Origin of the sequence: Streptomyces sp. RLB3-17 (genome assembly GCF_007113425.2) — a bacterium.
GTDB lineage: Bacteria > Actinomycetota > Actinomycetes > Streptomycetales > Streptomycetaceae > Streptomyces > Streptomyces mirabilis_D.
Map to the genome: position 1 here is coordinate 1,711,895 of NZ_CP041610.2, position 25,689 is coordinate 1,737,583.

At 70.6% G+C, this 25,689-nt stretch carries 21 protein-coding genes; 11 read left to right on the forward strand and 10 right to left on the reverse strand.

The window, feature by feature from the left end; all coding sequences use genetic code 11:
- Window positions 1-36 precede the first annotated feature (36 nt).
- A complete protein-coding gene (locus tag FNV62_RS08230) occupies window positions 37-2,793 on the forward strand; it encodes a glycoside hydrolase family 2 protein (protein WP_225900201.1) in 2,757 nt (918 codons plus the stop codon).
- A gap of 102 nt (window positions 2,794-2,895) precedes the next feature.
- On the opposite strand, the gene FNV62_RS08235 is transcribed toward FNV62_RS08230, so the two are convergent.
- Window positions 2,896-4,347: a hydrolase gene (locus FNV62_RS08235; protein WP_143600499.1), complete on the reverse strand. Its 1,452-nt coding sequence runs from the start codon at window positions 4,345-4,347 to the stop codon at window positions 2,896-2,898.
- A gap of 233 nt (window positions 4,348-4,580) precedes the next feature.
- On the opposite strand from FNV62_RS08235, the gene FNV62_RS08240 reads away from it, so the two are divergent.
- Window positions 4,581-4,844, forward strand: coding sequence for a GlsB/YeaQ/YmgE family stress response membrane protein (locus tag FNV62_RS08240; RefSeq protein ID WP_054232904.1), 264 nt, complete (start codon window positions 4,581-4,583; stop codon window positions 4,842-4,844).
- Between the two features lie 52 nt (window positions 4,845-4,896).
- Here the strand turns inward: FNV62_RS08240 and FNV62_RS08245 are convergent, their stop codons facing one another.
- Both FNV62_RS08245 and FNV62_RS08250 read right to left on the reverse strand, forming a co-directional pair.
- A complete protein-coding gene (locus FNV62_RS08245) occupies window positions 4,897-5,670 on the reverse strand; it encodes a GNAT family N-acetyltransferase (protein ID WP_144314966.1) in 774 nt (257 codons plus the stop codon).
- A gap of 104 nt (window positions 5,671-5,774) precedes the next feature.
- The gene (locus tag FNV62_RS08250) at window positions 5,775-7,781 is read right to left on the reverse strand and encodes a ricin-type beta-trefoil lectin domain protein (protein WP_143600501.1); all 2,007 of its coding nucleotides are present in this window, start codon (window positions 7,779-7,781) and stop codon (window positions 5,775-5,777) included.
- A gap of 247 nt (window positions 7,782-8,028) precedes the next feature.
- Between FNV62_RS08250 and FNV62_RS08255 the strand changes: the two genes are divergently transcribed.
- On the forward strand, window positions 8,029-8,778 hold the full coding sequence (locus FNV62_RS08255) for an MBL fold metallo-hydrolase (protein WP_097288766.1): 750 nt from the start codon (window positions 8,029-8,031) through the stop codon (window positions 8,776-8,778).
- A 22-nt stretch (window positions 8,779-8,800) separates the two neighbouring features.
- Here the strand turns inward: FNV62_RS08255 and FNV62_RS08260 are convergent, their stop codons facing one another.
- Window positions 8,801-9,178 (reverse strand): MerR family transcriptional regulator, encoded by a 378-nt coding sequence (locus tag FNV62_RS08260; protein WP_060898043.1) that lies wholly within the window; start codon window positions 9,176-9,178, stop codon window positions 8,801-8,803.
- A 74-nt stretch (window positions 9,179-9,252) separates the two neighbouring features.
- On the opposite strand from FNV62_RS08260, the gene FNV62_RS08265 reads away from it, so the two are divergent.
- A complete protein-coding gene (locus FNV62_RS08265) occupies window positions 9,253-10,452 on the forward strand; it encodes an MFS transporter (protein ID WP_144314967.1) in 1,200 nt (399 codons plus the stop codon).
- 44 nt (window positions 10,453-10,496) lie between these two features.
- Here the strand turns inward: FNV62_RS08265 and FNV62_RS08270 are convergent, their stop codons facing one another.
- Window positions 10,497-11,123 (reverse strand): TetR/AcrR family transcriptional regulator, encoded by a 627-nt coding sequence (locus FNV62_RS08270; RefSeq protein ID WP_143600504.1) that lies wholly within the window; start codon window positions 11,121-11,123, stop codon window positions 10,497-10,499.
- Between the two features lie 114 nt (window positions 11,124-11,237).
- On the opposite strand from FNV62_RS08270, the gene FNV62_RS08275 reads away from it, so the two are divergent.
- Window positions 11,238-12,266, forward strand: coding sequence for an aldo/keto reductase (locus tag FNV62_RS08275; protein WP_143600505.1), 1,029 nt, complete (start codon window positions 11,238-11,240; stop codon window positions 12,264-12,266).
- A gap of 34 nt (window positions 12,267-12,300) precedes the next feature.
- Here FNV62_RS08275 and FNV62_RS08280 read toward each other — a convergent pair whose 3' ends face one another.
- Window positions 12,301-13,155 carry a GNAT family N-acetyltransferase gene (locus tag FNV62_RS08280; protein WP_143600506.1) on the reverse strand — a complete coding sequence of 285 codons (855 nt, stop codon included), beginning with the start codon at window positions 13,153-13,155 and terminating at the stop codon, window positions 12,301-12,303.
- 112 nt (window positions 13,156-13,267) lie between these two features.
- Between FNV62_RS08280 and FNV62_RS08285 the strand changes: the two genes are divergently transcribed.
- Window positions 13,268-13,795: a GNAT family N-acetyltransferase gene (locus FNV62_RS08285; protein WP_097283283.1), complete on the forward strand. Its 528-nt coding sequence runs from the start codon at window positions 13,268-13,270 to the stop codon at window positions 13,793-13,795.
- A 76-nt stretch (window positions 13,796-13,871) separates the two neighbouring features.
- Here FNV62_RS08285 and FNV62_RS57530 read toward each other — a convergent pair whose 3' ends face one another.
- Window positions 13,872-14,555 (reverse strand): chaplin, encoded by a 684-nt coding sequence (locus FNV62_RS57530; protein ID WP_143600507.1) that lies wholly within the window; start codon window positions 14,553-14,555, stop codon window positions 13,872-13,874.
- 218 nt (window positions 14,556-14,773) lie between these two features.
- On the opposite strand from FNV62_RS57530, the gene FNV62_RS08295 reads away from it, so the two are divergent.
- Complete coding sequence (locus FNV62_RS08295) at window positions 14,774-16,336, forward strand: alpha/beta hydrolase (RefSeq protein ID WP_143605263.1); 1,563 nt, start codon at window positions 14,774-14,776, stop codon at window positions 16,334-16,336.
- Between the two features lie 113 nt (window positions 16,337-16,449).
- On the forward strand, window positions 16,450-16,950 hold the full coding sequence (locus tag FNV62_RS08300; RefSeq protein WP_143600508.1) for a DUF4232 domain-containing protein: 501 nt from the start codon (window positions 16,450-16,452) through the stop codon (window positions 16,948-16,950).
- Here FNV62_RS08300 and asnB read toward each other — a convergent pair.
- Window positions 16,943-18,784: an asparagine synthase (glutamine-hydrolyzing) gene (asnB, locus tag FNV62_RS08305; RefSeq protein WP_143600509.1), complete on the reverse strand. Its 1,842-nt coding sequence runs from the start codon at window positions 18,782-18,784 to the stop codon at window positions 16,943-16,945. The two genes, FNV62_RS08300 and asnB, sit on opposite strands and share 8 nt — an antisense overlap.
- 368 nt (window positions 18,785-19,152) lie before the next feature.
- On the opposite strand from asnB, the gene FNV62_RS08310 reads away from it, so the two are divergent.
- Window positions 19,153-20,667: an FMN-binding glutamate synthase family protein gene (locus tag FNV62_RS08310; RefSeq protein WP_205523138.1), complete on the forward strand. Its 1,515-nt coding sequence runs from the start codon at window positions 19,153-19,155 to the stop codon at window positions 20,665-20,667.
- 4 nt (window positions 20,668-20,671) lie between these two features.
- Here the strand turns inward: FNV62_RS08310 and FNV62_RS08315 are convergent, their stop codons facing one another.
- Window positions 20,672-21,934: an arginine deiminase gene (locus FNV62_RS08315; RefSeq protein ID WP_097283289.1), complete on the reverse strand. Its 1,263-nt coding sequence runs from the start codon at window positions 21,932-21,934 to the stop codon at window positions 20,672-20,674.
- Window positions 21,935-21,967: 33 nt separating this feature from the next.
- Complete coding sequence (locus FNV62_RS08320; protein WP_144314971.1) at window positions 21,968-23,386, reverse strand: basic amino acid/polyamine antiporter; 1,419 nt, start codon at window positions 23,384-23,386, stop codon at window positions 21,968-21,970.
- Window positions 23,387-23,514: 128 nt separating this feature from the next.
- Between FNV62_RS08320 and FNV62_RS08325 the strand changes: the two genes are divergently transcribed.
- Both FNV62_RS08325 and FNV62_RS08330 read left to right on the forward strand, forming a co-directional pair.
- Window positions 23,515-24,612: a chemotaxis protein gene (locus tag FNV62_RS08325; protein WP_054232917.1), complete on the forward strand. Its 1,098-nt coding sequence runs from the start codon at window positions 23,515-23,517 to the stop codon at window positions 24,610-24,612.
- A 51-nt stretch (window positions 24,613-24,663) separates the two neighbouring features.
- Window positions 24,664-25,677, forward strand: a complete 1,014-nt coding sequence (locus FNV62_RS08330) for a Gfo/Idh/MocA family protein (protein WP_054232918.1) — start codon at window positions 24,664-24,666, stop codon at window positions 25,675-25,677.
- The last annotated feature ends 12 nt before the right edge of the window (window positions 25,678-25,689 follow it).

Here is a 25,689-nt window from a genome sequence, read left to right on the forward strand (position 1 = left end):
GTAGCGCGGATGCTCCCCACCCCCAAGGAGACCACCGTGTTCCATCACCCTGCCCCAAGACGGCGTTCCGCCACGGCCGCCGTCGCCCTGTGCCTCCTGTGCACCCTCTCGACCAGCGCGTGGGCCGGGTCCCGGAGCGCGGGACCCGACGCGGCCGCACGCGTGCCGGTCACCCCGGTGCCCGCCACCGCGGGCAGCACCACCGCGCTGTCCGGGTACGCGATCCAGTCGACGGCCAAGGTCACGGACGCGGCGTCCGACGTCTCGAGCCCGGGCTATCCGGCGAGCGGCTGGTACCCCGCGGGTTCCCGCTCCACCGTCCTCGCGGCGCTGCTCGCGGACGGGAAGTACGCCGACCCGTTCTTCTCGACCAACCAGCAGAAGATCCCCAAGGCCGACTTCCAGGTCCCCTGGTGGTACCGCTCGGACTTCACGGTCGCCGACACCACCGAGCGCAGCTACCTGGACTTCAGCGGCGTGATCTCGGCGGCCGACGTCTACGTCAACGGCAGGCAGGTCGCCACCGCCGCCGATGTCGTGGGCGCCTACACACGGCACGAACTCGACATCACCTCGCTGGTGCGGTCGGGCACGAACACGGTGGCCTTCCGCATCCGGCCCAACACGCCCAACAAGAACCTGACCATGGGCTGGTTGGACTGGCTCCAGCCCCCGCCCGACCAGAACATGGGCATCGTGCGTGACGTTCTCGTCCGCCGGGGCGGTCCGGTCGCACTGCGCGACGCACACGTCGTCACCGACCTCGCCGTCCCCTCGCTCGCCTCCGCGGACCTGACGGTCAAGGCACAGGCCCGCAACGAGACGAGCGCTCCTGTCACGGCGACGGTGTCCGGCACCATCGGCCCGGACGCCTCCTTCAGCAAAACCGTCTCCCTCGCCGCGCACGAGACGAAGACCGTCACCTTCTCCCCCACCGACACCCCCGGCCTGCGGCTGAGCGCGCCGAAGGTGTGGTGGCCCGCGGGCATGGGCGGACAGCCGCTGTACGGCCTCGACCTGACGGCCTCCGTCGGCGGCAGCGCCTCGGACACCGCGCACGAGCACTTCGGCATCCGCGAGGTGAAGGCGCCGCTCAACTCCGACGGCGCCCGGCAGTACAGCGTCAACGGCCGCAGACTGCTCATCAAGGGCGGCGGCTGGTCCCCGGACGAGTTCCTGCGCTGGGACCGGAGGTATGTCGAGGACCGGCTGAAGTACGCGCTCGACCTCGGCCTCAACACCATCCGTCTCGAGGGCCACCTCGAGCCGGACGAGTTCTTCGACCTCGCCGACCGGTACGGCATCCTCACGCTGCCCGGCTGGGAATGCTGCGACAAATGGGAGGGGAACGTCAACGGCAGCGAGGCCGGCGACAAGTGGACCGTGTCCGACTACCCCGTCGCCAAGGCGTCGATGGCCGCCGAGGCCGCCCGGCTGCGCGACCACCCGAGCGTCATCTCCTTCCTCATCGGCAGCGACTTCGCGCCGGACGCGACGATCGAGAAGAACTACCTCGACGCGCTGGACGCCGCCGACTGGCCGAACCCCGTGGTCGCCGCCGCCTCCGACAAGTCCTCCCCGATCAGTGGCAGTTCGGGCATGAAGATGACCGGTCCCTACGACTGGATCCCGCCGAACTACTGGTACGCCAAGCGCGAGGGCGGCGCCACCGGCTTCAACTCCGAGACCAGCGCGGGCCCCGACATCCCCACCCTCGACACCCTGCGTCGCATGATGTCGCCCGCCGAGCTGGACACCCTGTGGAAGAGCCCGACCACCAAGCAGTACCACCGCTCACCGTCGTCGACCTTCGGCACGCTCAAGCTGTACGACGACGCGCTCGCGGGACGGTACGGAGCGCCGAGCGGCCTGACCGACTACGTACGCAAGGCACAGCTCGCCCAGTACGAGAACGTACGCGCGCAGTACGAGGCGTACGGGCGCAACGCCACCGACTCCGCCCAGCCCGCGACCGGGGTCGTCTACTGGATGTTCAACAGCGGATGGACGTCGCTGCACTGGCAGTTGATGGACCGTTACCTCGACCAGGGCGGTGCCTACTTCGGCGCCAGGAAGGCGAACGAGCCGCTGCACATCCAGTACTCCTACGACACCCGTTCGATCGTCGTCGTGAACAACCGGCACGCCTCCGCGTCCGGACTCACGGCCCGGGTCACGCTCTTCAACACCGACGGCACGCAGAAGTACGACAGGACGGCGACCGGGGTGGACGTGAACGGGGACGGCGCCCACAGCACCCCCCTCACCGTGCCGTCCTCCGTGAGCGGCCTGTCGACGACCTACCTGGCACGCCTCGTCCTCACCGACGCCGAGGGCAAGGAGGTCAGCCGCAACGTCTACTGGCTGTCCACCAAGTCCGACACCCTCGACTGGGCCAAGACCGACTGGTACTACACGCCGACGACGAGCTACGCGGACCTCAAGGGGCTCAACTCCATGGCACAGGTGCCGGTTTCGGCGACGGCCACGACCTCGGCCGGCACGGACGGCGCGTCCACGACGACGGTGACGCTACGGAACACCGGGACCGGGAAGACTCCGTCCCTGCTGACCGACGTGCACCTCGTGGACGCCGCAGGCAAGCCCGTCCTGCCCGTTCGGTGGTCCGACAACCAGGTCAGCCTGTGGCCCGGCGAGTCCACAACGGTCACCGCCACCTACCGGACGGCCGACCTGCATGGTTCGGCCCCCCGGGTTCGGGTCTCGGGATGGAACACACCGGAGACGACCGTCCCGGCGGCCGGCACCCGATCGACCCGACACGGAGGGTGACAGTGGCCCACATGTTTCACGCCTTGTGACGAAGAACGTGCCGAACTCCGGTGCGTGAGAGGGCGGGCCCGTTTCCGGGCCCGCCCTCTCGCTCGTTCGTGCTCAGCTCACGTTGAGCGCCGTGTCGTCGAGGACGAACGACGTCTGCAGGGTGGAGCCCTCGGTGCCGGTGAACTTGACGGTGACCGTCTGCCCGGCGTAGCTGGACAGGTCGAAACTGCGCAGCGTGTAGCCCGACGCGGCGTTCAGGTTCGAGTACGTGGCGAGCGTCGACAGGACCGTGCCGCTGCTGTTGAGCACCTGGGCCTTGAGGGTGTCGTAGGCCGTGGTGGTGGTCGTCTCGGCCGTGTCCACGTGGAGATAGAAGTTCAGGGTGGCCGCGCAGCCGGACGGGATGGTGACCGACTGGGAGAGCGTGTCCGTGTTGGCCGAGCCGTAGCCGTTCAGCCAGGCCTTGTAGGAGCCCGTACGAGCGGCCTCGCCGGAGCTGTTGGTGATGACACCGCTGGTCGCGGTCCAGGACGTGTTGCCGGACTCGAAGCCGGGGTTGGCGAGCAGTTGGGCGGCCGTGCAGGTACCGCCGCCCCCTCCACCGCCACCGCCGCCGCTGCTGCTGCCGCCCGCGAGCCACTCGGTGGCGTTCAGGGCGAGGGCGGCGTTGGTGGCGCCGGTGTCGTTCCAGCCGTCGTAGAGCGTGTTGCCGGACTGGCCGGTGCCGTCGTCGATCGGCGAACTGTCGCCCCAGAACGCCACTCGGCCGCTGCCGAAGGTGCTGGTGGCGAAGAAGGCCCCGGTGTTGCCCGAGTAACCGGAGCGGTAGAGCAGGCCCTTGACCGCCGAGTTGTCGGCGGGGTTCAGCGTGGCCGTCGTACCGTTGGCGATGAGGCTCTTGGTGACGGTGCCGAACGAGCCGTGCAGGACGGCGTTGGTGCTGTCGCTGATCGCCGCCGGGTAGCCCGAGGTGATGTTCAGCGAGTCGATGGAGAAGCCGAACGGGTCGGTGGAGTCGACGCTGTTGTTGGTCATCAGGTCGTTGAGGATCTTCACCGCGTCGTAGCCGTCGTTGTTGCGGTCGGCGCCGGTGTGGTCGGAGATCATGAACAGACCGCCGCCGTTCTTCACGAACGTCATGATCGCGGTCTTCTCGGCGGTCGTGAAGAGCGTGTTGGGCTCGGGCAGCACCAGCGTGTCGAAGTTCGACAGGTCGGTGGCCGTCGAGCCGCCGTAGGCCAGGCTGGAGCCCGAAGGCAGCGTCTTCAGGCTGTAGTCGCCGGTCTTCTGCAGGGCCACACCCCAGGAGGAGAGGGCTCCGGTCCAGTCGGTCTCCGCCGACGGCGAGGAGTCCTGGCCCAGCGGATCGGGCTGGCTGGTGGAGATGATCCAGTCGGCGTTGCCGGCCGTCTCCGCGTGGGCGTTGTCGAACAGGATGCGGTGCGGGGTCGCGGCGGCGGCCGGAGCGGCCGCGGACGCCTGGACGGCCGCACCCGCGACGAGCAGTCCGAACACGGCCGCGGCCGTGGTGAGTCTGTGGCGGGATCTTCTGAATCCGAGCATCCTGCAAACCTCCATGAGGGGTGGGGAGAGGCGGTGCGGGCGCCAAGTCTGCGCGCGTAGAACGGTGGTTGGCCGTCTGCCGAGCGACAGATTCTTGAACGGTACATGGCAGGAACGCGACTGAACAGGAGCCCGCCTGAGCGGATGCGGGACGGCCGGAAAGCGGAACGGACTGTCTTCGCCCGCAGGGGGAACACACCTAACTGCGGGGGTCCTGACAAAAAGGGGCGGACATGGAGATCTCAGGCATCATCAGTGCCATTCTCATCGGCATCATCATCGGCGTGCTGGGCCGGCTCGTCGTCCCGGGACGCCAGCGCATCGGCATCCTGTGGACGATCCTCGTCGGCATCGTGGCAGCGTTCATCGGCTCGGGGATCGCCGCCGCGTTCGGCGTGGCGAACACGAAGGGCGTCGACTGGATCGAGTGGATCATTCAGATCGGACTCGCGGCGGTGGGCGTCGCGGCCCTCGACCGGGTGAAGGCGCGCCGCTGACGGGGCCGACCTGCGGTCGGTGACGCCGCCCCTGCCCGGACGGCGTCCGGTGTCACCCGTACACGTACGGCGTTGTCGTGGTCAGGGGTTCGAAGCCCAGGCGGGCGAGGACCGGCCGGCTCTGACTGGTGGCGTCGACCTGGACGTAGCGGTAGCCGCGCTCGGCGGCGACGCGGGCGCGGTGGGCGACCAGCGCGCGGTAGATGCCGCGGCGGCGCCAGGAGTCGATGGTGCCGCCGCCCCAGAGGCCGGCGAAGCGGGTGCCGGGGACCAGCTCCATGCGGGCGGCGCTGACCGGGACGTCACCGGCGAGGGCCACCACCGCGACCACGTTGTCCTCGTCGCTGGTGAGTTGGGCGAGGAGTTGGTGGCGCATCCGGGTGCTGTCCGTGCCGAAGGCCTGTTCGTGGACGTCCGCGACGAGGTCGACACCCGCGCGGTCGGTGACGGGCAGCAGGCGTACGCCCTCGGGCGGCTGGGCGTCGAGCGCGAGGTCGCCCAACTCGGCGATCATCAGGGTCTCCTCGGGCTGGGCGACGAACCCGGCCGCACGCAGCCGCTTTCCCAGGTCCTCGGGCTTGTCGTGCCCGTACAGCTTCCACTCGAACTCGCGGCCGAGTTCGCCGAAGTAGCGCATCTGCTCGGCGATCGCGGCATCGGCGTTCGATTCGTCCAGGTCCGACCAGATCACCCCGTTCCAGCCGTGCTCGGTGCCGACCTGGCGCACCACCTTGTCGACGCGCTCGACCCGGGCTCCCGGGCTGTCGGGCCGCGCGCCCTCCCGCATGTCCCGGTCGAACAGGGCAAGTACCCCAACGTGATCCATGGGGTCACTCCAGCACCCCGGAGCGCATAGGGCAACGGCTCCGCACCGGGGCGGAGTCGATCAGGCCGCCCCGCCCCGGTGTTTCGTCCCTGGTCAGGCGCGGTTCAGTTGCGGGTCCACTGCTGGTTGGATCCGCCGTTGCACGACCAGAGGTCGATCAGGGTTCCGCTCGCCGTCGCGGCGCCCAGCGCGTCCAGGCACAGGCCCGAGACGTTGTTGGTGACGGTTCCGTTGGAGTTGAAGGTCCACTTCTGGTTGGTGCCGCCGTTGCAGTCCCACAGGACGACCTTGGTGCCGTTGGCGGTACCGCTGTTGTAGGCGTCGAGGCACTTGTTGCCGTAGACCACCAGTTCACCGCGCGAGGTGTAGGTGAACGTCTGGTTCTGGCCACCGCCGCAGTCCCACAGTTCGGCCTGGCTGTTGTTGGTGATCGTGCTCTTGAAGAAGTCCAGGCACCGTCCGGAACCGGTGCCGACGACCGCCGTCCCGTTGGTGCCCGGGACGGCGCGCACGGCCACGGCGTCGATGTCGGGCGCGGTGCCCGAGGCCCCGAAGGTCAGCGTGTTGGAGCCCTTCGCCAGGGACGCGAGGACGGAGACGGTCCGATAGGTGGTCGCCGAGCCGGTGGGCGGGAAGGCCAGCGTCTGCGCGTACTGGCCACCCACCTGAAGCGTCGCCTTGCGGTCCGCGGTACCGCCGTTGGCGTAGGTGATGTCGATCAGCTTGGTGCCCGCGGCGGACGCCGTGACTCCGGTGAAGGTCGGGGTCGTCGCGGAGGTGGTGTCCTCGTACGTCGTCCCGGACGCCTCGGTGCCGGAGACGGTGAGCAGCACGCCCTCGCCCGCGGGGACGCTGGTGGTGTAACTCGTCGCGAAAGAACCGGCGTTGGACGCCGACCAGACGTTGCGTACGGCGGCGGAGGCGGTGGTCAGACCCATGTCCTGCCAGCGGGCGGTGATGTTCGCCGCGGCGGACGTACGGTTCAGCAGCAGGACCGCGCGCTTCCCGGTACCGGAGAGGATCTTGCTGTAGACCTGCAGGCCGGTGCTGTCCTCGGCGACCTTGACGCCCTGGAGGCCGCGCGGGTCCTGGTCGATCGCGACGACCTCGGAGTTGGTGAGGATCGAGGCGGTCGTCGAGCTCATGGTGGCCAGGTTGTTGCCCGCGAGCAGGGGGGCGCCCGAGATCGCCCACAGGCCCATGTGGGTGCGGTTCTGGGCGGCGCTCAGGCCGTTCATGCCGACCGTCATCATGTCCGGGTCGTTGTAGTAGCCGGTGTGTTGGGCGGCGGGGTGCAGCGACTTGTCGAAGTTGGCCAGGATGTTGGTCATCGTCGGGTTGTCGGGGTAGTAGACGATGTCGGTGCTGGTGCGCCACATCGCGCCCGTGCCGGCGGCCCAGTTCCAGGGGTTGCCCGTGCCCCACTCGCACAGCGACAGGACGAGCGGGCGGCCGGTGACGGCAGTCGCGGCGGTGTTGGCGTCACGGATCGCCTTGTACGTCGTCTCCTGGTCGAGGCCCTCGGCGTCACCGCCGCACCAGTCGATCTTCAGGAAGTCGAAGCCCCAGTTCTGGAAGGTCTCCAGGTCCTGCTGGTTGTGGCCCTCCATACCGGTGTTGGGCGCGGCGGGCGTTCCCGAGGGGGTCGGGTAGTAGTAGCCGCAGCCGTTCTTGCCCGCGTCGGTGTAGATCCCGGCCTTGAGGCCCTTGCTGTGGATGTAGTCGACGATGGCCTTCATCCCGCCCGGCCACTTGGCGGTGTCGACGGTGATGTTGCCGCTGCTGTCGCGGGTGCCCAGCCACCAGCCCTCGTCGATGTTGACGTACTTGTAGCCCGCGGCGGCCATGCCCGACGACACGAGGGCGTCGGCCTGGGCCTTGATGGTGTCGTAGTCGATGACGCTGGCGAAGGTGTTCCAGGACGCCCAGCCCATCGGGGCCGGGGCGACCCCGATCTGGTTGGTGCTGACGGCGGTCGGCTCGGCGGTGAGCGCAGTGGCGGAGCGCCCGACTCCGGCCAATCCGGCGACGGCCAGGCCAAGGACCGCGCCGTGAACGGCTGCGCGCTTCAGGAGGGCTCTGAGGCGCGCGGTGTGCGAATGGGGGGACATACGGCTCTCCCTTGAGCGGTTTGTTCGCAGACTCGAACAAAAGTCAACGAGACTCGCCATATGGGAGCCGCCATTCCGCGGGCGCGTCAAGTCCCTTGCGCGCAGAGCCCGTTCACGTTCGGCCAGGCCGTCGGTGAACGCGTCCGCGGCCCCGGAGGCCGCCCGTCGCGTTGCCGGCCGCACGCGGTACCTTTCGGTTCGACCCGGCCCGACCCGGCCGGCAGAGATCTCAAGCATCGGGATGGTCATGCGCGAGGACGCGATCGTCGAGGTGGCGGCCGGAATCCATCTGGTTCACGGCAGCAACACCAACTGGGTGATCCTGACCGAGGGGGACGCCGTCACCCTGATCGACACCGGATATCCGGGCGACCGCCCGGACGTCCTCGCCTCGCTCGACGCGCTCGGCCACTCCCCCGAGGCCATCAGCGCCGTACTCATCACCCACGCGCACAACGACCATCTCGGGTCGGCCGAGTACCTGAGCAGCACCTACGGCGTCCCGGTCCATCTGCACGAGGAGGAGGTGGCGCACGCGCGCCGCGAGTTCCTCCAGCAGGTGAGCGTGGGCGAGGTGATGCGCCAGGCCTGGCGTCCCGGCGTGCTGCCCTGGGCGGTGCACGCGATCCGGTCCGGCGGCACGGCGGACGTCCGGATGACCCGGCCCGAGCCGTTCCCCGGCCAGGGGGCGCTCGATCTTCCCGGCGGTCCGGTGCCGGTGCACACACCCGGGCACACCTCCGGACACTGCGTCTACCACCTGCCGGACGCCGGGATCGTGATCTCCGGCGACGCCCTGGTCAGCGGTCACCCCACCTCGCGGATACAGGGCCCGCAACTGCTGCCCGACATGTTCCACGCCGAGCGCGCGAACGCCCTCGCCTCGCTGAAACTCATCGAGGCACTCTCGGCGGACGTCCTGCTGCCCGGGCACGGCCCGGTGCACCGCGGATCCGTGAGCGAGGCGGCCCAGCGCGCCCAGGCGCTCGCCAACTGACGGCCGCCTCGAGCCGGCCGGCTCAAGGCCGCGGGGTTCCCGGCCGGACGGTGTCGAGGTAGGCCCGCAGCGCGTCCCGGTTGCGGGCCAGGCAGTCGATGCGGCTCTGGATGCGGTCGATCTCGCCCCGCAGGAGTGCGGCGGTCTCCTGGGTCAGGCACTCGGGGTGGAGATGGATCTCGCCGGGGTCGGACAGGAACGGCAGGATGACACGGATGATCTCGGTGGTGAGCCCGGAGTCGAGCAGCCCGCGGATCTGCCGTACGCACGCGACGGCCCCGTCGCCGTACGCGCGATAGCCGTTGGCGGCCCGCTCGGGGCGCAGCAGGCCCTGCTCCTCGTAGTAGCGCAGCATCCGGGTGGGGACGCCGGTGCGGCGCGACAACTCACCGATCCTCATGACTCCGCATGACTCCGCTCTCCGGGGCAGACGCGCTTGCCTTCACACTGATGTGAAGGTTTCAGCATGGTCGCATGTCGCTCGCACCGCCCGCCAAGGGCACCGCTGCGCCCGCCTCCGGGCTGCCGCTCTCGGGGCTGCTCGCTCTGTCCACGGCCGCCTTCACCGCCGTACTGACCGAACTGCTGCCCGCCGGTCTGCTGCCACGGATGGCTCCGGCCCTGGGAGTGTCCGAGGGGCGCGTCGGATTCCTGGTGACCGGTTACGCACTCGCCTCGTTCCTCGCCGCGGTGCCCCTGACGGCCGCACTGCGCGGGCTGCCGCGCCGCCGGGTACTGACCGGCACCCTCCTGGGTTTCGCCCTCTGCAACGCCGTCACCGCGCTGTCGTCCTGGTACGCGCTCACGTTCGCGGCCCGGCTCGGGGCCGGGGTCATGGGCGGCACGCTGTGGGCGATGCTCGTCGGCTACGCGGCCCGGATGGTGCCCGTCGAGCGGCGCGGCCGTGCCATCGCGATCGTCCTCGGGGGCATCACCCTCGCCCTGTCGCTGGGCGTGCCGGCGGGCACCGCGCTGGCGGACGCCGTCGGCTGGCGCGCGGCCTTCGGTGTGCTGTCCGTACTCGCCGCGCTGCTCGTTCTGTGGGTGCGGTGGCGGGTGCCTGGCCTGCCCGGCGAACCGGCGGACGGGCGGGTACCCCTGCGCCGGGTGGCCGCGCTGCCCGGCATCGTGACCGTCCTTTCCGTGACCCTGCTCCTGCTGCTGGGGCACCAGGTGATGTACACGTACGTCGCCCCCTTCGCCGCGCACACCGGTTTCGGCCATACCGGTGTCGTCCTGCTGGTGTTCGGGGTGGCGACGGTCGTGGGGATCTGGATCGTCGGCGCCCTGGTGGACGCGCACCTGCGCCGTACGCTGCTGACGGCTCTCGCACTGATCGCCTGCGCGATGGCGGCGCTGGCCGTGTCCGCGGGCGATCCCCTCGTGCTCCTCGTCTCGGTCGCCCTGTGGGGCGCCGCGTTCGGCGGGGCACCGACGCTGATCCAGACCGCACTGGTCGACGCCTCCGGGCCCGCCCACGCCGACGTGGCCACCTCCCTGCAGACCACCGTCTACAACGCCGGCATCGCGGCCGGTTCCCTCACCGGAGGACTTGTGCTGGAGAGCGCGGGAGCCACGGCTCTTCCCTGGACGTCGCTCCCGCTGATCGCCGCCGCGGTCGGTGTGGTGGCGGTGGGGCGGTGGCGGGCGTTTCCCGCGCGGCGGCCTGCCTGACACCCCGGCCGCAGGGCACCAGTGCCTGTCCGGACGCCGGTCCTTCAGCGAGTTTCCCGGACGGGGGCGCCGTAGCGGAGTCCGTCGACGAGCAGGGCGATCATGCGGGGGGTGTGGCCGTTGCCGTCTTCCTGGGCGGGCAGGGTCAGATTGCGCGTGGCGACCAGGAGGTCTTCCGGGTCGACGTCGGAGCGGATCTCGCCGGCCTTCGCCGCGGTGTCGAGGAGCGCGCCGAGGACGGGCATGAAGCGCTGCTGGAAGTAGGAGGGCAGGGTGTCGTAGGCCGGGTCCCCCGAGTGCAGGGCCGCACTGAGTCCGCGTTTCGTGGCGATGAAGCCGGCGAAGCGCTGGAGCCACTTGGCGAGCGCTTCGGCGGGTTCGTAGCGCGCCGCCAGGGAGGGTGCGGCGTCGGCGCAGGCGTCGACTTCGTGGCGGAAGACCGCGGCGATGAGGTCCGAGCGTTGCGGGAAGTGGCGGTAGAGGGTGCCGGCCCCCACGCCCGCCTTGGCGGTGATCTCCCGTACGGGTGCGTCCACTCCCGACGTGGCGAAGACTTCCGCGGCAGCCGTGAGCAGGGCGTCGGTGCTGCGTTGCGCGTCGGCGCGCAGCCGCTTACGGGGCGGCCCTTCCGCCGCGGCGGCGTCGCCTTCCCGAGTCGATTCCTCGCTCACGATGCTTCCCCTTGCTAACCGGAACACTGTTCCGTATCGTCTATGTTGAACGCTGTTCCGTTTCCGCCAGCCTAACGCGCCGCGGCGGGCACCGGCCGACGCACAAGGAGACTCATGAAGTACCGCACACTGGGCCGAACCGGCATCAAGGTCAGCCCGTACTGTCTGGGCGCGATGATGTTCGGCGCCATCGGCAACCCCGACCACGACGACTCCGTCCGGATCATCCACAAGGCGCTGGACGCGGGCATCAACTTCGTCGACACCGCGGACGCCTACTCACGCGGCGAGTCCGAGGAAATCGTCGGCAAGGCCCTCAAGGGCCGCCGGGACGACGTCGTACTCGCCACCAAGGCCCACCTCCCCATGGGGGACGACCCCAACCAGCGGGGCAACTCGCGGCGTTGGCTGGTCCGCGCGCTGGAGGACTCGCTGCGCCGGCTCGGCACCGACCACGTCGACCTGTTCCAGATCCACCGGCCCGCCCCGGACACCGACGTGGAGGAGACCCTCTCGGCCCTCACCGACCTGGTGCGCGCGGGCAAGGTCCGGGCCATCGGCACCTCCTCCTTCCCCGCCTCGGACATCGTCGAGGCGCAGTGGGTCGCCGAGCGACGGGGCCTGACGCGGTTCCGCAGCGAGCAGCCGACGTACTCGGTCCTCAACCGCGGCATCGAGCGCGAGGTGCTGCCCGTCTGCGAGCGCTACGGCATGGGCGCCCTGGTCTACAGCCCGCTCGCGGGCGGCCTGTTGACCGGCCGCTACCGCAAGGACCGCCAGGCCGACAGTCACCGTGCCGCGTTCGGCTTCAAGCACCTCAGCGACGAACGCCGGCTCGACACCGTGGAACAGCTCATCCCCCTGGCAGAGAAGGCGGGGATGCCGCTGACGCACCTGGCCATGGCGTTCGCGATCGCCCACCCCGGCGTCACCTCCGCGATCATCGGACCACGCACGATGGCCCACTTGGACGACCTGCTCGCGGGCGCGGAGACCACGCTGACCGACGAGATCCTCGACCAGATCGACGCGATCGTGCCGCCCGGCACCGACATCGGGACGCTCGACATGGCCTACAACCCACCCGCCGTCCAGCAGACCGCCCTGCGCCGTCGCCTGCCCGCCGAACGCTCCGCCGCCTGAACCAGCGCCCGACCCCTGATCCGCCGGACAGGACCTAGCCGAGCTCGAGCGTGGTGACCCCGTAGACGCGCTCGGCGCTGAACGGCCTGACCGGGCCGGTGTACATCCGGGCGGTCTCGAAGGAGGGGGTGAGGCCGAACTCCTCGGCGAGGGCGACGCCCGGCGCGTTCGACTCGGGGATGTCGATGGCGACCTCGCCCCCGGGAGCGTCGGCGGCCAGCGCCAGCAGGAGGGCGCGGGCGTCCTCGGCGGTGTCGGCGAACAGCGGGCCCACGCGCGGGCGGTCGAGGGCGGGCCGGACCACCGCGTAGCCGGTGAGGTGGCCGTCGGCGACGCGGACGAAGGTGCGGTGGCCGGGACCGGTGAGCCACCGCTCCAGAAAGCGGGGGCGGTCGGCCGGACAGCAGGCACCGTCGTACGCCGCGATCGACGCGAAGTCGGCCGCCGCGGCGGGCCGCACCCCCGGTGGCGTCTGTGCCGTCGGCACAGTTCCGATGAACCGGACGGTGCGGTGGGCCAGTTCGAAGCCGGACTTGCGGTAGTTCTCCTGCTGCGCCACCACACCGTCCAGACCGACGGTCCTGCCGCCGGCGTGGGCGAGGGCCGTCTTCCAGGTGGTGAGGCCGTGGCCGCGGCCGCGCAGATCCGGTCGTACGAGATAGAAGCCCAGGAAGGCGTAGTCGGCGTCGTACGTCACGACCGACACCGCCGAGACCGGCTGCCCGTCGATCCTGCCGATGAAGAAACCCTCGGGATCCTGGGCGAAGAAGCTCGGTGCGTCGGACAGCCCCGGATTCCATCCCTCGTCCCCCGCCCACCCGCTGATCACCGACCAGTCGTCGAGCGAGGCCCGGGCGACGACGAGATCCGCGGGACCAGGAGAAGTCATGTGTGCGCTCCATTCGCTTGCGGCGGGGGTGCGCGGCGGTCGCCCGCGCCCGCAGCATCCTTCCCGATCTCCACGGGGATTTCAGCCTCCGTCACTCATAGGCTTGTCGTCCATGAGTGTCGATGACGTGACCCTGCGCCCGGTGGCCGAGGATGACCTGCCCGTCATGGAGCGGTTCCTGACGGAACCCGAGACCTCCATACCCTTCCAGTGGTTCGGCTGGCGGGACCCGGACCGCTGGCGGCGCAAGTGGGCGGAGGACCGCATGCTCGGCGACGACGCGGGCTATCTGATGGTCGTGCGCGGCGAGGAGCGCCTGGGCTTCGTCGGGTGGCGGAAGATCCGGCCCACCCCGAGCACGTACTACTGGAACATGGGCATCGGTCTGCTGCCGGAGGCGCGCGGCAAGGGCTGGGGTACGCAAGCCCAGCGGCAGCTCGTCCGTTACCTGTTCGCGCACACGACCGTGGTGCGGATCGAGGCGGACACCGAGGCGGAGAACATCGCCGAGCAACGCGCCCTGGAGAAGGCCGGGTTCACCCGCGAGGGCGTGCTGCGCAGTGTGGGGTTCCGGGACGGCCGGTGGCGCGACGGCGTGCGCTACAGCATCCTGCGCGACGACCTTCCCGAGATGCGCTGACCCCGCCCGGGGACCACTCGCGGAAACCACCCGAACGGGGCCCCACCGGGTCGTGTGCCCGGTGGGGCCTGGCGCGTCAGCGGACCCCCGTGGGCCGGAACCGCCGGTACAGCACGGCTCCGCCCAGCAGCAGGGCGGCGCTCGCGGCGACCGCCGGCATCGTCTGGTCGGCGCCCGTGTGGGCGAGGGAGGCCATCGGCCGCGGGGCCTGGTAGCGCGGCACCTGCGCCCTGGGCGTCGTGTGCGGCCTCGGGGCGGTCTTCACCGGCTGCGGGTGGTCGCCGGAGGTGTTCGTGGACGTGTTCCCCACGGACGCGTTGCCGAGGCCGACCACACTCACGGAGTTGCCGCTGAGGTTCACCGGGAGGTGCACCGGGAGCTGCAGGCCGTTGCCCGAGAGCACGCCCGGAGAATCCTTTCCGCTCCCGACCGCGACAGCACCGCCGCGTGTGACGGCACCAGCGCCTTCGCCGCTCCTGCCGTGGCTCCTCCCGCCGGCGCCGGGGCCCCCGCCCTCGCTCACGTTCGCGCAGCCGTTGCCCGCGGCAGGGTTCAGGAGCCCGGCCACGTTCACGGTGTTGCCGCACACGTTCACGGGAACGTGCACCGGAAGCTGGAGGGTGTTGCCGGAGATCAGCCCGGGCGAAGCCGCCGTGCCGCCGTCCGCCGAGGCGTCGGCGTGCGCCGGCATCGCCACGGCCATCGCCGCGCCCGAGGCGGCGGCCGCGGCGATCAAACCATTTCGGGTAACCCGTTTCATAGGTTCCCTGCCTTCCAGACATGGACGCGGGCACTCGCCCGCACCGCGTAAAACGCGGAAGGACCATCCGACGTTATGGCTGATCGTGCTTTCACCCCATCGAGGGTCACGTTTATCGAACGCCCGCCCAGAGGCGCGCTCCCGGACACCCGCTTATCGTGAGCGAGGAGCTATCCCCCTGGCGCCCGGTACGACGCCGGGCGTCCCTGGAGGCATCCATGCTGTCCGCGCACCAACGCTGGGCGTACGCCGGAGCCGGCGTCGTGACACTGGCCCTGCTGGCGGCGGGTCTGCCCTCGGGGGTGGCGACGGCTGCCGAGGGCCCCGACCTCTCCCGCTTCTACCACCAGCAGATCAAGTGGGGCACCTGCAAGGGCGACGCGATGCCCGCGGATCTGCAGTGCGGGCAGGTGACCGTCCCGCTGGACTACGCGCACCCGGGCGCCGGGACGCTCGACCTCGCGCTGGCCCGCTACCGCGCCACCGGCCCGTCGAGGGGATCCGTACTGCTGAACTTCGGCGGCCCCGGCGTCCCGGGAGTCCCGCAGCTCGCCACCGGCGGCAAGGACTTCATGCCGCTCACCAACGGCTACGACGTGGTGACCTTCGACCCGCGCGGTGTCGGCCGGTCCTCTCCCGTCAGCTGCGGCGGCGGCATGGGCCAGGGCGCCGACGCGACGGGCCCGGCCACCCACGACAGCAGCCCGGAGGCACTCCTCAAGCAGGTGCGCAAGGACGCCGACGAGTGCGCCAAGCACTCCAGCCCGGTACTGGCCCACATCGGCACGGTCAACGCCTCCCGGGACCTGGACGTGATACGCCAGGCCCTCGGTGACAAGAAGCTCAACTACCTGGGGTTCTCGTACGGAACGCGCCTGGGTGCGGTGTACGCGAGCCAGTTCCCCGACAAGACGGGCCGCATGGTGCTCGACGGCGTGGACACGCTCACCGAGCCGCTGTCCGAGTCGGGCCTGGTGAGCGCCGAGGGGCAGCAGACCGCCCTGGAGGACTTCCTCACCTGGTGCACCCAGGACACGTCGTGCCCCTTCGGGCAGGATCCGCGCGATGCCCGTCAGCGGGTCGCGCGGCTCGTCGACTCGCTGGACAAGAACCCGGTGCCGACGAACTTCGGGCAGCAGTTCTCCGGCCAGGACCTGGTGGCGACCATGGGTCTCGAACTCTTCGACCGCAAGGGGTGGCCGAAGCTCGAGCGGTCCCTCGCCTCACTCGTCCAGGACGGCGACCCGAGCCCACTGTTGCAGGCGGCCGGGGGCAGTGCCCTGCCCCACGCCACGTACAGCGGGCTGGTCGACCCCGCGAACGTGCCCCCGGACAACCTCGAGAGCGCACTCCTGGCGATCAACTGCGCCGACGACCCCGATCGGCCCAGCGCCGCACAGCTCACCAAGGAGATCGACGATCTGAAGGCCGCCTACCAGGAGGCGTCGCCGATCTTCGGCCCCCTCCGCCTCAACGAGCTGCTGATGTGCTACGGACGCCCCAAGGGCAGCGACTACATCCGCGAGAAGGTACGCGATGTCCACACGCCGAAGATGCTCCTCGTCGGCACCCGCGGGGACCCGGCGACCCCGTACCGCTGGGCCGAGGAGACCGCCGAGCGGCTCGGCTCCGCGGCCGTCGTGCTCGACAACAAGGGCGAGGGCCACACCGGCTACGCGTCGTCCAAGTGCGTGCGCCAGAAGGTCACCGACTTCCTGCTGTACGGCTCACTGCCGGACAACGGCAGTTCCTGCGGCCCGGAGGACGCGACGGCCCCCTGAGGGGTCGGACACCACCCGTAGGGCACTTCGGCCGTCACACTGAGCAGGCATTGCTCACCGTTCGTGACATCGCTCACGACACCGCTCGTGACCGAAACAGGGGGAACCCACCGATGCGCATCCGACCCGTTCTCGCCCTCCCGGCCGTCGCCGCGGCGCTGCTTCTCGCCGTGCCGCAGAGCGGCTCGGCCGCCGCGCGGCCCGCCCGCTGCGCCGAGAAGGCCGTCACCGTCCACGCCCACCGCTCCGCCGACCCCACTCTGCTGCACCTCGGCGTCACCAACCGCACCACCCGGGCGTGCACCGTCGACCGCATCCCGACCGTCGTCTTCGGGGACCTCGACGGCGCCGCCCTGCCGGTTCCCGCGGGGCGGAGTGGACCGTACCTGCTCGATGCGGGCCGGACGGCGTACGCGGCGCTGCGGACCATCGCCGACCCGGCGGACCCGGAGGCCCGCCGGGTGGAGGCGATCAGCGTCTCGGCGGACCCCGCGCGCTTCGGCCGTACGTTCACCGCGCGTGAGCTGGGCGTCGGTCGGGTCGTCCTGGTCTGGGAGCCGGTGACCTCGTGGTGGAAGTCCTCGCAGGCGGCCGCCGACCGGGCGCTCAGGTGAGCAGTACGTCCGGGGCGTACATGTCCAGCCACAGCGCCAGGTCCAGGGTGCGTTCCAGGCCCCGCCGCGACGCCTGCGTGATCTGCGGGCTGTCGCGGTGGGCGGCCCGGTGGACCCGCTCCCGGTCGACGAGGTCGAAGACCGGGTGCGCGGGCCGGGCCAGGAGGTCCTTGGCATGGTCCTGGAGGGCGATCGCGTACTTGGGGTCCTGAGTGGACGGATAGGGGCTCTTGACCCTGTCGTACACGGACTTGGGGATCAGGTCGGCGGTCGCCTCCCGCAGCAGGCTCTTCTCCCGTCCGTCGAAGGACTTCAGGGACCAGGGCGCGTTGTAGACGTACTCGACGAGCCGGTGGTCGCAGTACGGCACCCGCACCTCCAGGCCGACGGCCATGCTCGCGCGGTCCTTGCGGTCGAGCAGGACGCGGACGAAGCGGGTCAGGTGGAGGTGGCAGATCCGCCGCATCCGGTACTCGAAGTCGCTCTCGCCGTCGAGCCGCCGGATGCCCGCGACGGCCGTGCGGTAGCCGTCGGCGACGTACGACTCCAGGTCCAGCGCCTCGGTGAGGTCCGGGCGCAGTACGTCGGCGTCGTCGCCGAAGTCCCGGCCGAACCGGACGAGCCAGGGGAAGGTCTCGGCGCTGCGGGCCTCCTCGTCGAAGAACTGCAGGTAGCCGCCGAAGACCTCGTCCGCCGACTCCCCGGAGAGCGCGACCGTGGAGTGCTCGCGGATGGCCTGGAAGAGCAGGTACAGGGAGGCGTCCATGTCGCCGAAGCCCATGGGGAGGTCGCGGGCCCTGATCACCTTCGCCCGGACGTCGAGGTCGGCCAGGGCGTGCGCGTCGAGGACGATGTCCTGGTGGTCGGTGGCCGAGGCGCGGGCCACGTCGTGCACGAAGGGGGTGTCGGGGGTGCCCCGCAGCTCGTCGGCGACGAAGTGGTCGCTCTGGCCGACGAAGTCGACGGCGAAGCTGCGGACCTTCTCGCCGTGCTCGCCGAGCTGCCGGGCGGCCAGCGCGGTCATGGCGGAGGAGTCGAGGCCGCCGGAGAGCAGGGTGCAGCGCGGCACGTCGGCGACGAGCTGGCGGCGCACGATGTCCTCGAGGAGCGAGCGGACGGTGGCGATGGAGGTGTCGCGGTCGTCGGTGTGCGGCCGGGTCTCCAGCTGCCAGTAGACGCGGCGGCGCGGACCGGAGCGGTCGACGGTGACGACGGTGCCGGGCTCCACCTCGCGCATGCCGTCCCAGATCGCGTGTCCGGGCGTCTTGACGAAGGTGAACAGCTCGCGCAGTCCGTCGAGGCGGACCCGGGCCGGGGCGAGCGGGTTGGCGAGGATCGCCTTGGGTTCGGAGCCGAAGAGGACGCCGTCGGGGGTCGGGTAGTAGTAGAACGGCTTGATGCCCATGCGGTCGCGGATCATCACGAGCTTGTCGTGCCGACCGTCCCAGACCGCGAAGGCGTACATCCCGTTGAGCCGCTCGGGGAGCGCCTCGCCCCATTCGAGGTAGCCGCGCAGGACCACCTCGGTGTCGGAGTCGGTCGAGAAACGGTGCCCGCGGTCGGTCAGCTCGCGGCGCAGCTCGGTGAAGTTGTAGGTCTCCCCCGAATAGACGAGCGCGACCGTGCCGTCCGGGGTCTCGGCGGTCATGGGCTGGCGTCCGCCGGGCAGGTCGATGATCGCGAGCCGGCGGTGCCCGAGGGCCGCGGGTCCCTCGGTCCAGGTGCCGCGGTCGTCGGGGCCCCGGCAGGACATCGTCTCCGTCATTGCATCCAATGTCTCAGCCTCGGCGCGCAGGTCGCGGTCGAAGGAGACCCAGCCGGTGATGCCGCACATGCGTTACCTCCCGCGTCCGGTTCTGCCGGGAACACCGCGCCAGCCTGCGGTTTCATGGGCGGTCCAGCGCTTCCGCAAAACCAGTTGTATTGAGCAGCTATATGACGAGGTTGTGTCATGTGCGCAAGTGACGTCAACACGTACGTAACCTGACCGGACCAGTCACCCCGACGGTTTCGGCCGCGCTTTGCGTCCCGCGGACGGACGGATCGGCCCGCTGCCGGGCGTCCGCGAACGGGAATCGGCCACGGGCAAAGTCTTCCTCAACATCCGCCGGGGCGCCCGCGGGGGGGATCCTCGGGGACCCGGGAGGCATGCCCGCTTTCGCCCCATTCCGTCCCATGGGTTTGACTCATGGTGTGCGCCGGATGCTCTTGCCGCTGTTCGTCGCCCTGGGTGCGGCCGGGGCGCTGGTCCTGGCATGGGCCGTCTCGCCCTGGTGGTGGTGGGCGGCCGCCGTACTGCTCGCCCTGACCGCGCTCGCCGTCCGGGACCTGGCCCAGCGCCGCCACGCGGTCCTGCGGAACCGTCCCCTGCTCGGCCACCTCCGCTTCCTCCTTCGGCCCTACGACCGTGATGTGCGCGGCCTCGTGAACGAGCGCGCCGGGGGCGTCGAGGTCGAGGAGCCCTTCGGCACCGGGCTGGACCTGTACGCGGACGGGTACGAGTACCTGGAACCGTCGATGCGCCCGGTGGAGATGCCGGACGAGCCGCCCGTGGTGCGTGTCGGCGGCCCGGACTGCACCCAGCCGTACGACATGGCCCTGCTGAACGTCTCCGCGATGAGCTTCGGGGCGCTGTCCTCGCACGCGATCCTGGCGCTCAGCCGGGGCGCTGCGCTCGGCGGTTTCGCGCAGGACACCGGCGAGGGCGGTCTTTCGGACCACCACCTGCGGGGTGGCGGCGACCTGATCTGGGAGATCGGCAGCGGGTACTTCGGCTGCCGCACCCCGGAAGGGGGCTTCGAGGCACGGGAGTTCGCGGACAAGGCCGCGCTGCCGGAGGTCAAGTGCGTGTCGCTGAAGCTCTCCCAGGGGGCGCAGCCGGGTATCGGCGGGGTGCTGCCCGGCGTCAAGGTGAGCGCCGAGATCGCCCGGGCCCGCGGGGTCCCGGAGGGCCAGGCGGTGGTGTCACCGCCGTACCACCGGGTGTTCTCGACCCCGCGCGAGCTGGTGTGCTTCCTCGCCCGGATGCGGGAGCTGGCGAGCGGCAAGCCGACCGGCTTCAAGCTCTGCGTCGGCTCGCGCCGCCAGTTCCTCGCCGTCTGCAAGGCGATGCTCGCCGAGGGGGTCTCGCCCGACTTCATCGTGGTCGACGGCGCCGAGGGCGGTACGGGGGCCGCGCCGCCGGAGTTCGCCGCCTCCCTCGGTACGCCCCTGACCGAAGGGCTGATCACGGTGCACAACGCGCTGGTCGGCACCGGGCTGCGCGACCGTGTGCGGATCGGCGCGAGCGGCGGGGTCGCCACCGGTTCGGACATCGTCAAACGGCTGGCGCAGGGCGCCGACTACACGAACGCGGCCCGCGCGATGATGTTCGCGCTCGGCTGTCTCCAGTCCCGGCGCTGCCACACCAACACCTGCCCGGTCGGGGTCGCGACCCAGGACCCGCGCCGAGTGCGCGCCCTGGACGTGGCCGACAAGTCGGCGCGCGTGCACCACTACCAGCGGGCCACGGTCCGCAGCGCGAGCCGGATCATGGCCGCCATGGGGGTACGCGATCCGGCCGAGCTCGGACCGCATCAGCTGCTGCGGCGTACGGACCCGGCGACCGTACGGTCGTACGCGCAGCTCTACGCGTGGCTGGAGCCCGGGGTGCTGCTCGCGGAGCCGCCCGCGTCCTGGGAGGCGGACTGGAAGGCGGCGGATCCGGACGCGTTCTGAGCGTTCAGAACTCCACCGGGTCCCTGATGATGGGGCAGGTCATGCAGTGGCCGCCGCCCCGGCCACGCCCCAGCTCGGCGCCGACGATGGTGATGACCTCGATCCCGGCCTTGCGCAGCAGGGTGTTGGTCTGGGTGTTGCGGTCGTAGGTGACCACCACGCCCGGTTCCAGCGCGACCGCGTTGTTGCCGCTGTCCCACTGCTGCCGCTCGGAGGCGTACACGTCCCCGCCCGTCTCCACGATCCGCAGTTCGGACAGTCCGAGGGCCTTGGCGACGACCTCGGTGAAGGGGCGTGCGCCCTCGTCGGTGAGTTCGATGCCGGGGGCCTTGTCGCTCGGGCGCAGGGAGAAGGTGCGGACGGCGTCCATGATGGTCGGGTAGAGGGTCACCAGGTCACGGTCGGCGAAGGTGAAGACCGTGTCGAGGTGCATCGCGGAGCGCAGCTTCGGCAGGCCCGCCACGATCACGTGCTCGGCGGCGCCGTTCTCGAACAGGGCCGCCGCGACCTGGGTGATGGCCTGGCGTGAGGTGCGCTCGCTCATGCCCATGAGCACGACGCCGTTGCCGACCGGCATGATGTCCCCGCCTTCGAACGTGGCCTCCCGCCAGTCCCGTTCGGGATCGCCCCACCACACGGTCGAGCCCGCGAAGTCGGGGTGGAAGGTGTAGATCGCCTTCATCAGGAGCGTCTCGTCGTGCCGGGCCGGCCAGTACAGCGGGTTGAGCGTGAGGCCCTCGTACAGCCAGCAGGTCGTGTCGCGGGTGTAGAGGGTGTTGGGCAGCGGTGGCATCAGGTATTCGCGTACGCCCGTGGACTCGCGGGCCAGCGCGAGGTAGGCGGAGCGGTGGTCCTCGGGCAGGTCGGCGGTGGCGAGGCCGCCGATCAGGAACGTGGCGAGCCGGGCCGGTTCCAGTGTCTCCAGGAAGGCGCGGGTGTCGTCGACGAGCCCGATACCGACCTCGTTCGGGGTGATCTTCCGGTCCAGGAGCCAGTCCCTGGCGACCGGGAGCGCCATGGTCCGGGCGAGCAGATCGTGCAGTTCGACGACGTCGACGCCCCGTTCGCGCATCTTGTTGACGAAGTCGGCGTGGTCGCGCTGGGCGTTCTCGACCCACATGACGTCGTCGAAGAGCAGGTCGTCGGCGTTGGTGGGGGTGAGCCTGCGATGCGCGAGACCGGGCGCGCAGACGAGTACCTTGCGCAGTCTGCCGACCTCGGAGTGGACGCCGTACGCCGGGCGGCCGGTGGTGTCTTGACTGGTCACGGTGTGCCTTTCTCCGGGGCGGGGACGGGCGGGTCAGAGGCTGATCCAGCCCAGCGCCAGGGCGACGATCCCCAGGACCGCGCCGGCGATCGAGACGAGAAGGATGACGAGTTCCCGGGGCGAGAACAGCCGTCTGCCCTGCTCGCGCCTGGCCATCACGAACAGCACCGTGGCGGGCGCGTAGACGATGAAGGAGACGAGAAGGTACTTCGGTCCGGCCGCGTAGAGCAGGAACGCGGTGTAGAGGGTGGCGAGCGCGGCGACGGCCAGGTCACCGCCGGGACTCCCCCGTGCGGTCTTCAGGGCGAAGGCCGCCGCCAGCAGGAACGGGATCAGGGTCAGCGCGCTGGTCAGGTCGAGCGCGAAGCTGAACGCGTCGTCCGAGAACAGCGTGACGACCAGCACGACCTGGGTGAGCAGCGTCGTCATCAGCAGCGCGGGCACGGGCACGTCGGCGGCGGTGGAGCGGCCGAGGAAGCGGGGCATGTCCTCGTCCTCGGCCGCGACGAAGAGCACCTCGGCCGCCATCAACGTCCAGGCGAGATAGGCGCCGAGCACCGAGACGATCAGGCCGACACTCACGAAGACCTTGCCCCAGGTGCCGACCGCGCTCTCCAGGACCCCGGCCATGGAGGGCTGACGCAGCTCGGCGATCTCGCTCATCGGCAGCAGTCCGTACGACACGATGGTGACGGAGGCGAAGACGGCGAAGACGCTCAGGAAGCCGAGGACGGTCGCCCGGCCGACGTCCTCGCGGCGCCGGGCGTGCCGCGAGTACACACTGGCACCCTCCACGCCGAGGAACACGAAGACGGTGGCCAGCATGGTGCCCTTGACCTGGTTGAACAGCGAACCGGCATAGTCGGCGCCGGCGAAGTTCTCGGCGAAGACACGGGGCTTGAGGTAGAAGAGCGCCAGGACGACGAAGACGAGGATCGGCACGACCTTGGCGACGGTGACGATCCGGTTGATGGCCGCGGCCTCCTTCACCCCTCTGCGAATGAGGAAGAAGAAGCACCACAGGCCCACCGAGGACAGGGCGACGGCGAGCAGGGTGTCACCGTCGCCGAGCGCCGGGGCGACGGCCCCGATCGTCGACATGATGAGCACCCAGTACGTCACGTTGCCGACGCAGGCGCTGGCCCAGTAGCCGAACGCCGAGAAGAAGCCCAGGTACTCGCCGAAACCGGCCTTGGCGTACGCGTACACGCCCGCGTCGAGGTCGGGCCTGCGGACCGCGAGCCGCTGGAAGACGAAGGCGAGCATCAGCATTCCGGTGCCCGCGACGGCCCAGGCGATCAGGGCGCCCGCCACGCCCGTCTCCTGGGCGAAGAGGCGGGGCAGGGAGAACACGCCGGCCCCGACCATGGAGCCGACGACCATCGTGGTGAGGGTCGGCAGCGTCAGTTTGGCGGCCGGGGGCGCATGGGTTTCGGTGTCGGCCTGCGTCATGGGCGTCCTGCGGAGGCGGGCGTCGTCCTGCGACGACGACGTGGGGGAACGTCATCTGGCGACCTCAACGACACTAACAATCAATTGCCCCAAATGCCCGATAACTGAATCGGCTCTATCGTGCTGTTATGGAGCACGCACTCAGCCCAGCGACCCTCACCATGCTGCGCAGGCCGCGGCCTTATCCCGCGGTGTCGGTGCTGACGCCCACGCACCGCCGCGAACCCGACAACGCCCAGGATCCGGTCCGGCTGCGCAATGTCGTGGCCGAGGCCAAAAAACAGATCGAGTCCGATCCGGCGGTCACCCGCGAACGCCGCACCGACCTCGTCCAGCAGCTCGACCAGGCCCTCGCCGAGGTCGACCTGGCGCACGCGGAGGAGGGCCTCGCGATCTTCGCGGCGCCCGGCGAGCACCAGGTGTGGTCGCTGGCCCGCACGGTGCCCGAACGCGTGGTGCTCTCGGACACCTTCCTGACCCGCAACCTCGTCGCCGCGCAGGTCTCGGAGCGGCCGTTCTGGGTGCTCGCGGTGTCGGCGGACCGGGTGACGCTGTGGAACGGCGGCGCCGACCGGGTCACCGAGGAGCGCATCGGCGGCTTCCCGCGGACCCGCAGCCTCGAGGACCCGAACGCCGAGCGCAAGGAGCGCATCGGAGACCTGCCCAGCACCTTCCGCGACGAGCGGACCAAGCACTTCGTGCGGGACGCCGACACCGCGATGAGTGCCGTCCTGCGCGAGGATCCGCGTCCGCTGTACGTCACCGGCGAGACCGCCGCGCTCTCCCTCCTGGACGAGGTCGGCACGGTCACCAAGGACGCCACGCACATCCCGCACGGCGGACTCGCGCACGGCACCCCCGACGCCGTGTGGCAGGCGGTCCGTCCGCTGATCAGCGCCGAGGAGCGCAGGGACACCGACGCGGTGGCCCGGGAGCTCGAGTCGGCCCGTGGCCGCAAGGAGTTCGCGGCCGGGGTCGACGAGGTGTGGCAGAACGCCTCCCAGGGCCGGGTCCGGCTGCTGGCCGTCGAGGAGAACTACCGCGTGACGGTACGCGACGACGGCGGCGACCATCTGGTCCCGGCCGAGAGCGGTGATCTGGACGCCCGCGAGGACATCGTCGACGAGATCGTCGAACAGTGCCTGGAGACCGGAGCGGACGTCCGTTTCGTCCCCGACGGCAGTCTCGGTGACGCGAAAGGCATCGCCGGGGTGCTGCGCTACTGATCATTCCGGCAGACAATCGCCTCCAGAGCTGTCTGCCGGAGAGGTGAGCGCGTGAGTGAGCTGTTGGGTGTCGCGGTCCTGGGTGCGGGCCACATGGGGGCCGACCACGTACGACGGATCGATCGGGTGGTGAACGGCGCCCGGGTGGCGGCGGTGGCCGATCCCGACACCGGGCGCGCCAAGGACGCCGTCACCGGCATCGACGGTGTCTCGGTGCACACCGAGGTGGCGGCGGCCCTCGACGCGCCCGGTGTACAGGCGGTGTTGATCGCCTCCCCCGGGCCCGCGCACGAGGAGGCGGTGCTCGCGGCCTTCGACCGCGGTCTGCCGGTGCTGTGCGAGAAGCCGATGGTGCCGGAGTCGGCCGGGGCACTGCGGGTGGTGGAGGCGGAGGCGCGGCTCGGCCGGAGGCTGGTGCAGGTCGGGTTCATGCGCCGGTACGACGCCGAGTACCAGCGCCTGAAGTCCCTGCTGGACAGTCGACGGCTGGGCCGTCCGCTGATGCTGCACTGCACGCACCGCAATGTGTCCTCCCCGCCCGGCTTCACCTCGGCGATGCTGGTCAACAGCTCCGTCTCGCACGAGATCGACGTGGCACGCTGGCTGCTCGACCAGGAACTCACCGCCGTGACCGTGCTGCGCCCACGGCCGTCCGCGGGTGCCCCCGAGGGTCTTCTCGACCCCCAGTTCGTGGTGTTCGAGACGGCCGAAGGCGCCCTCGTCGACGTCGAGGTCTTCGTCAACTCCGGCTTCGGCTACCAGGTGCGCTGCGAGGCGGTCTGCGAGTCCGGGAGCGCGCGGATCGGGGACGAGCACACCATGGTGGTGACGACGGCGGGCGATGCCCGCGAGGAGGTGGCACAGGACTACCTCGTACGGTTCGCCGACGCCTACGACCGCGAGGTGCAGGCCTGGGTGGACGCCACCCGGCAGGGGAAGGTGACCGGGCCGGGCGCGTGGGACGGGTACGCCGCTTCGGCCGTCGCCGAGGCCGGGGTCCGGGCGCTGGAGAGCGGCGGCCGGGTGACCGTCGAACTCGCCCCGCGCCCGGACCTCTACGCGTGATCGGTCCTCTAC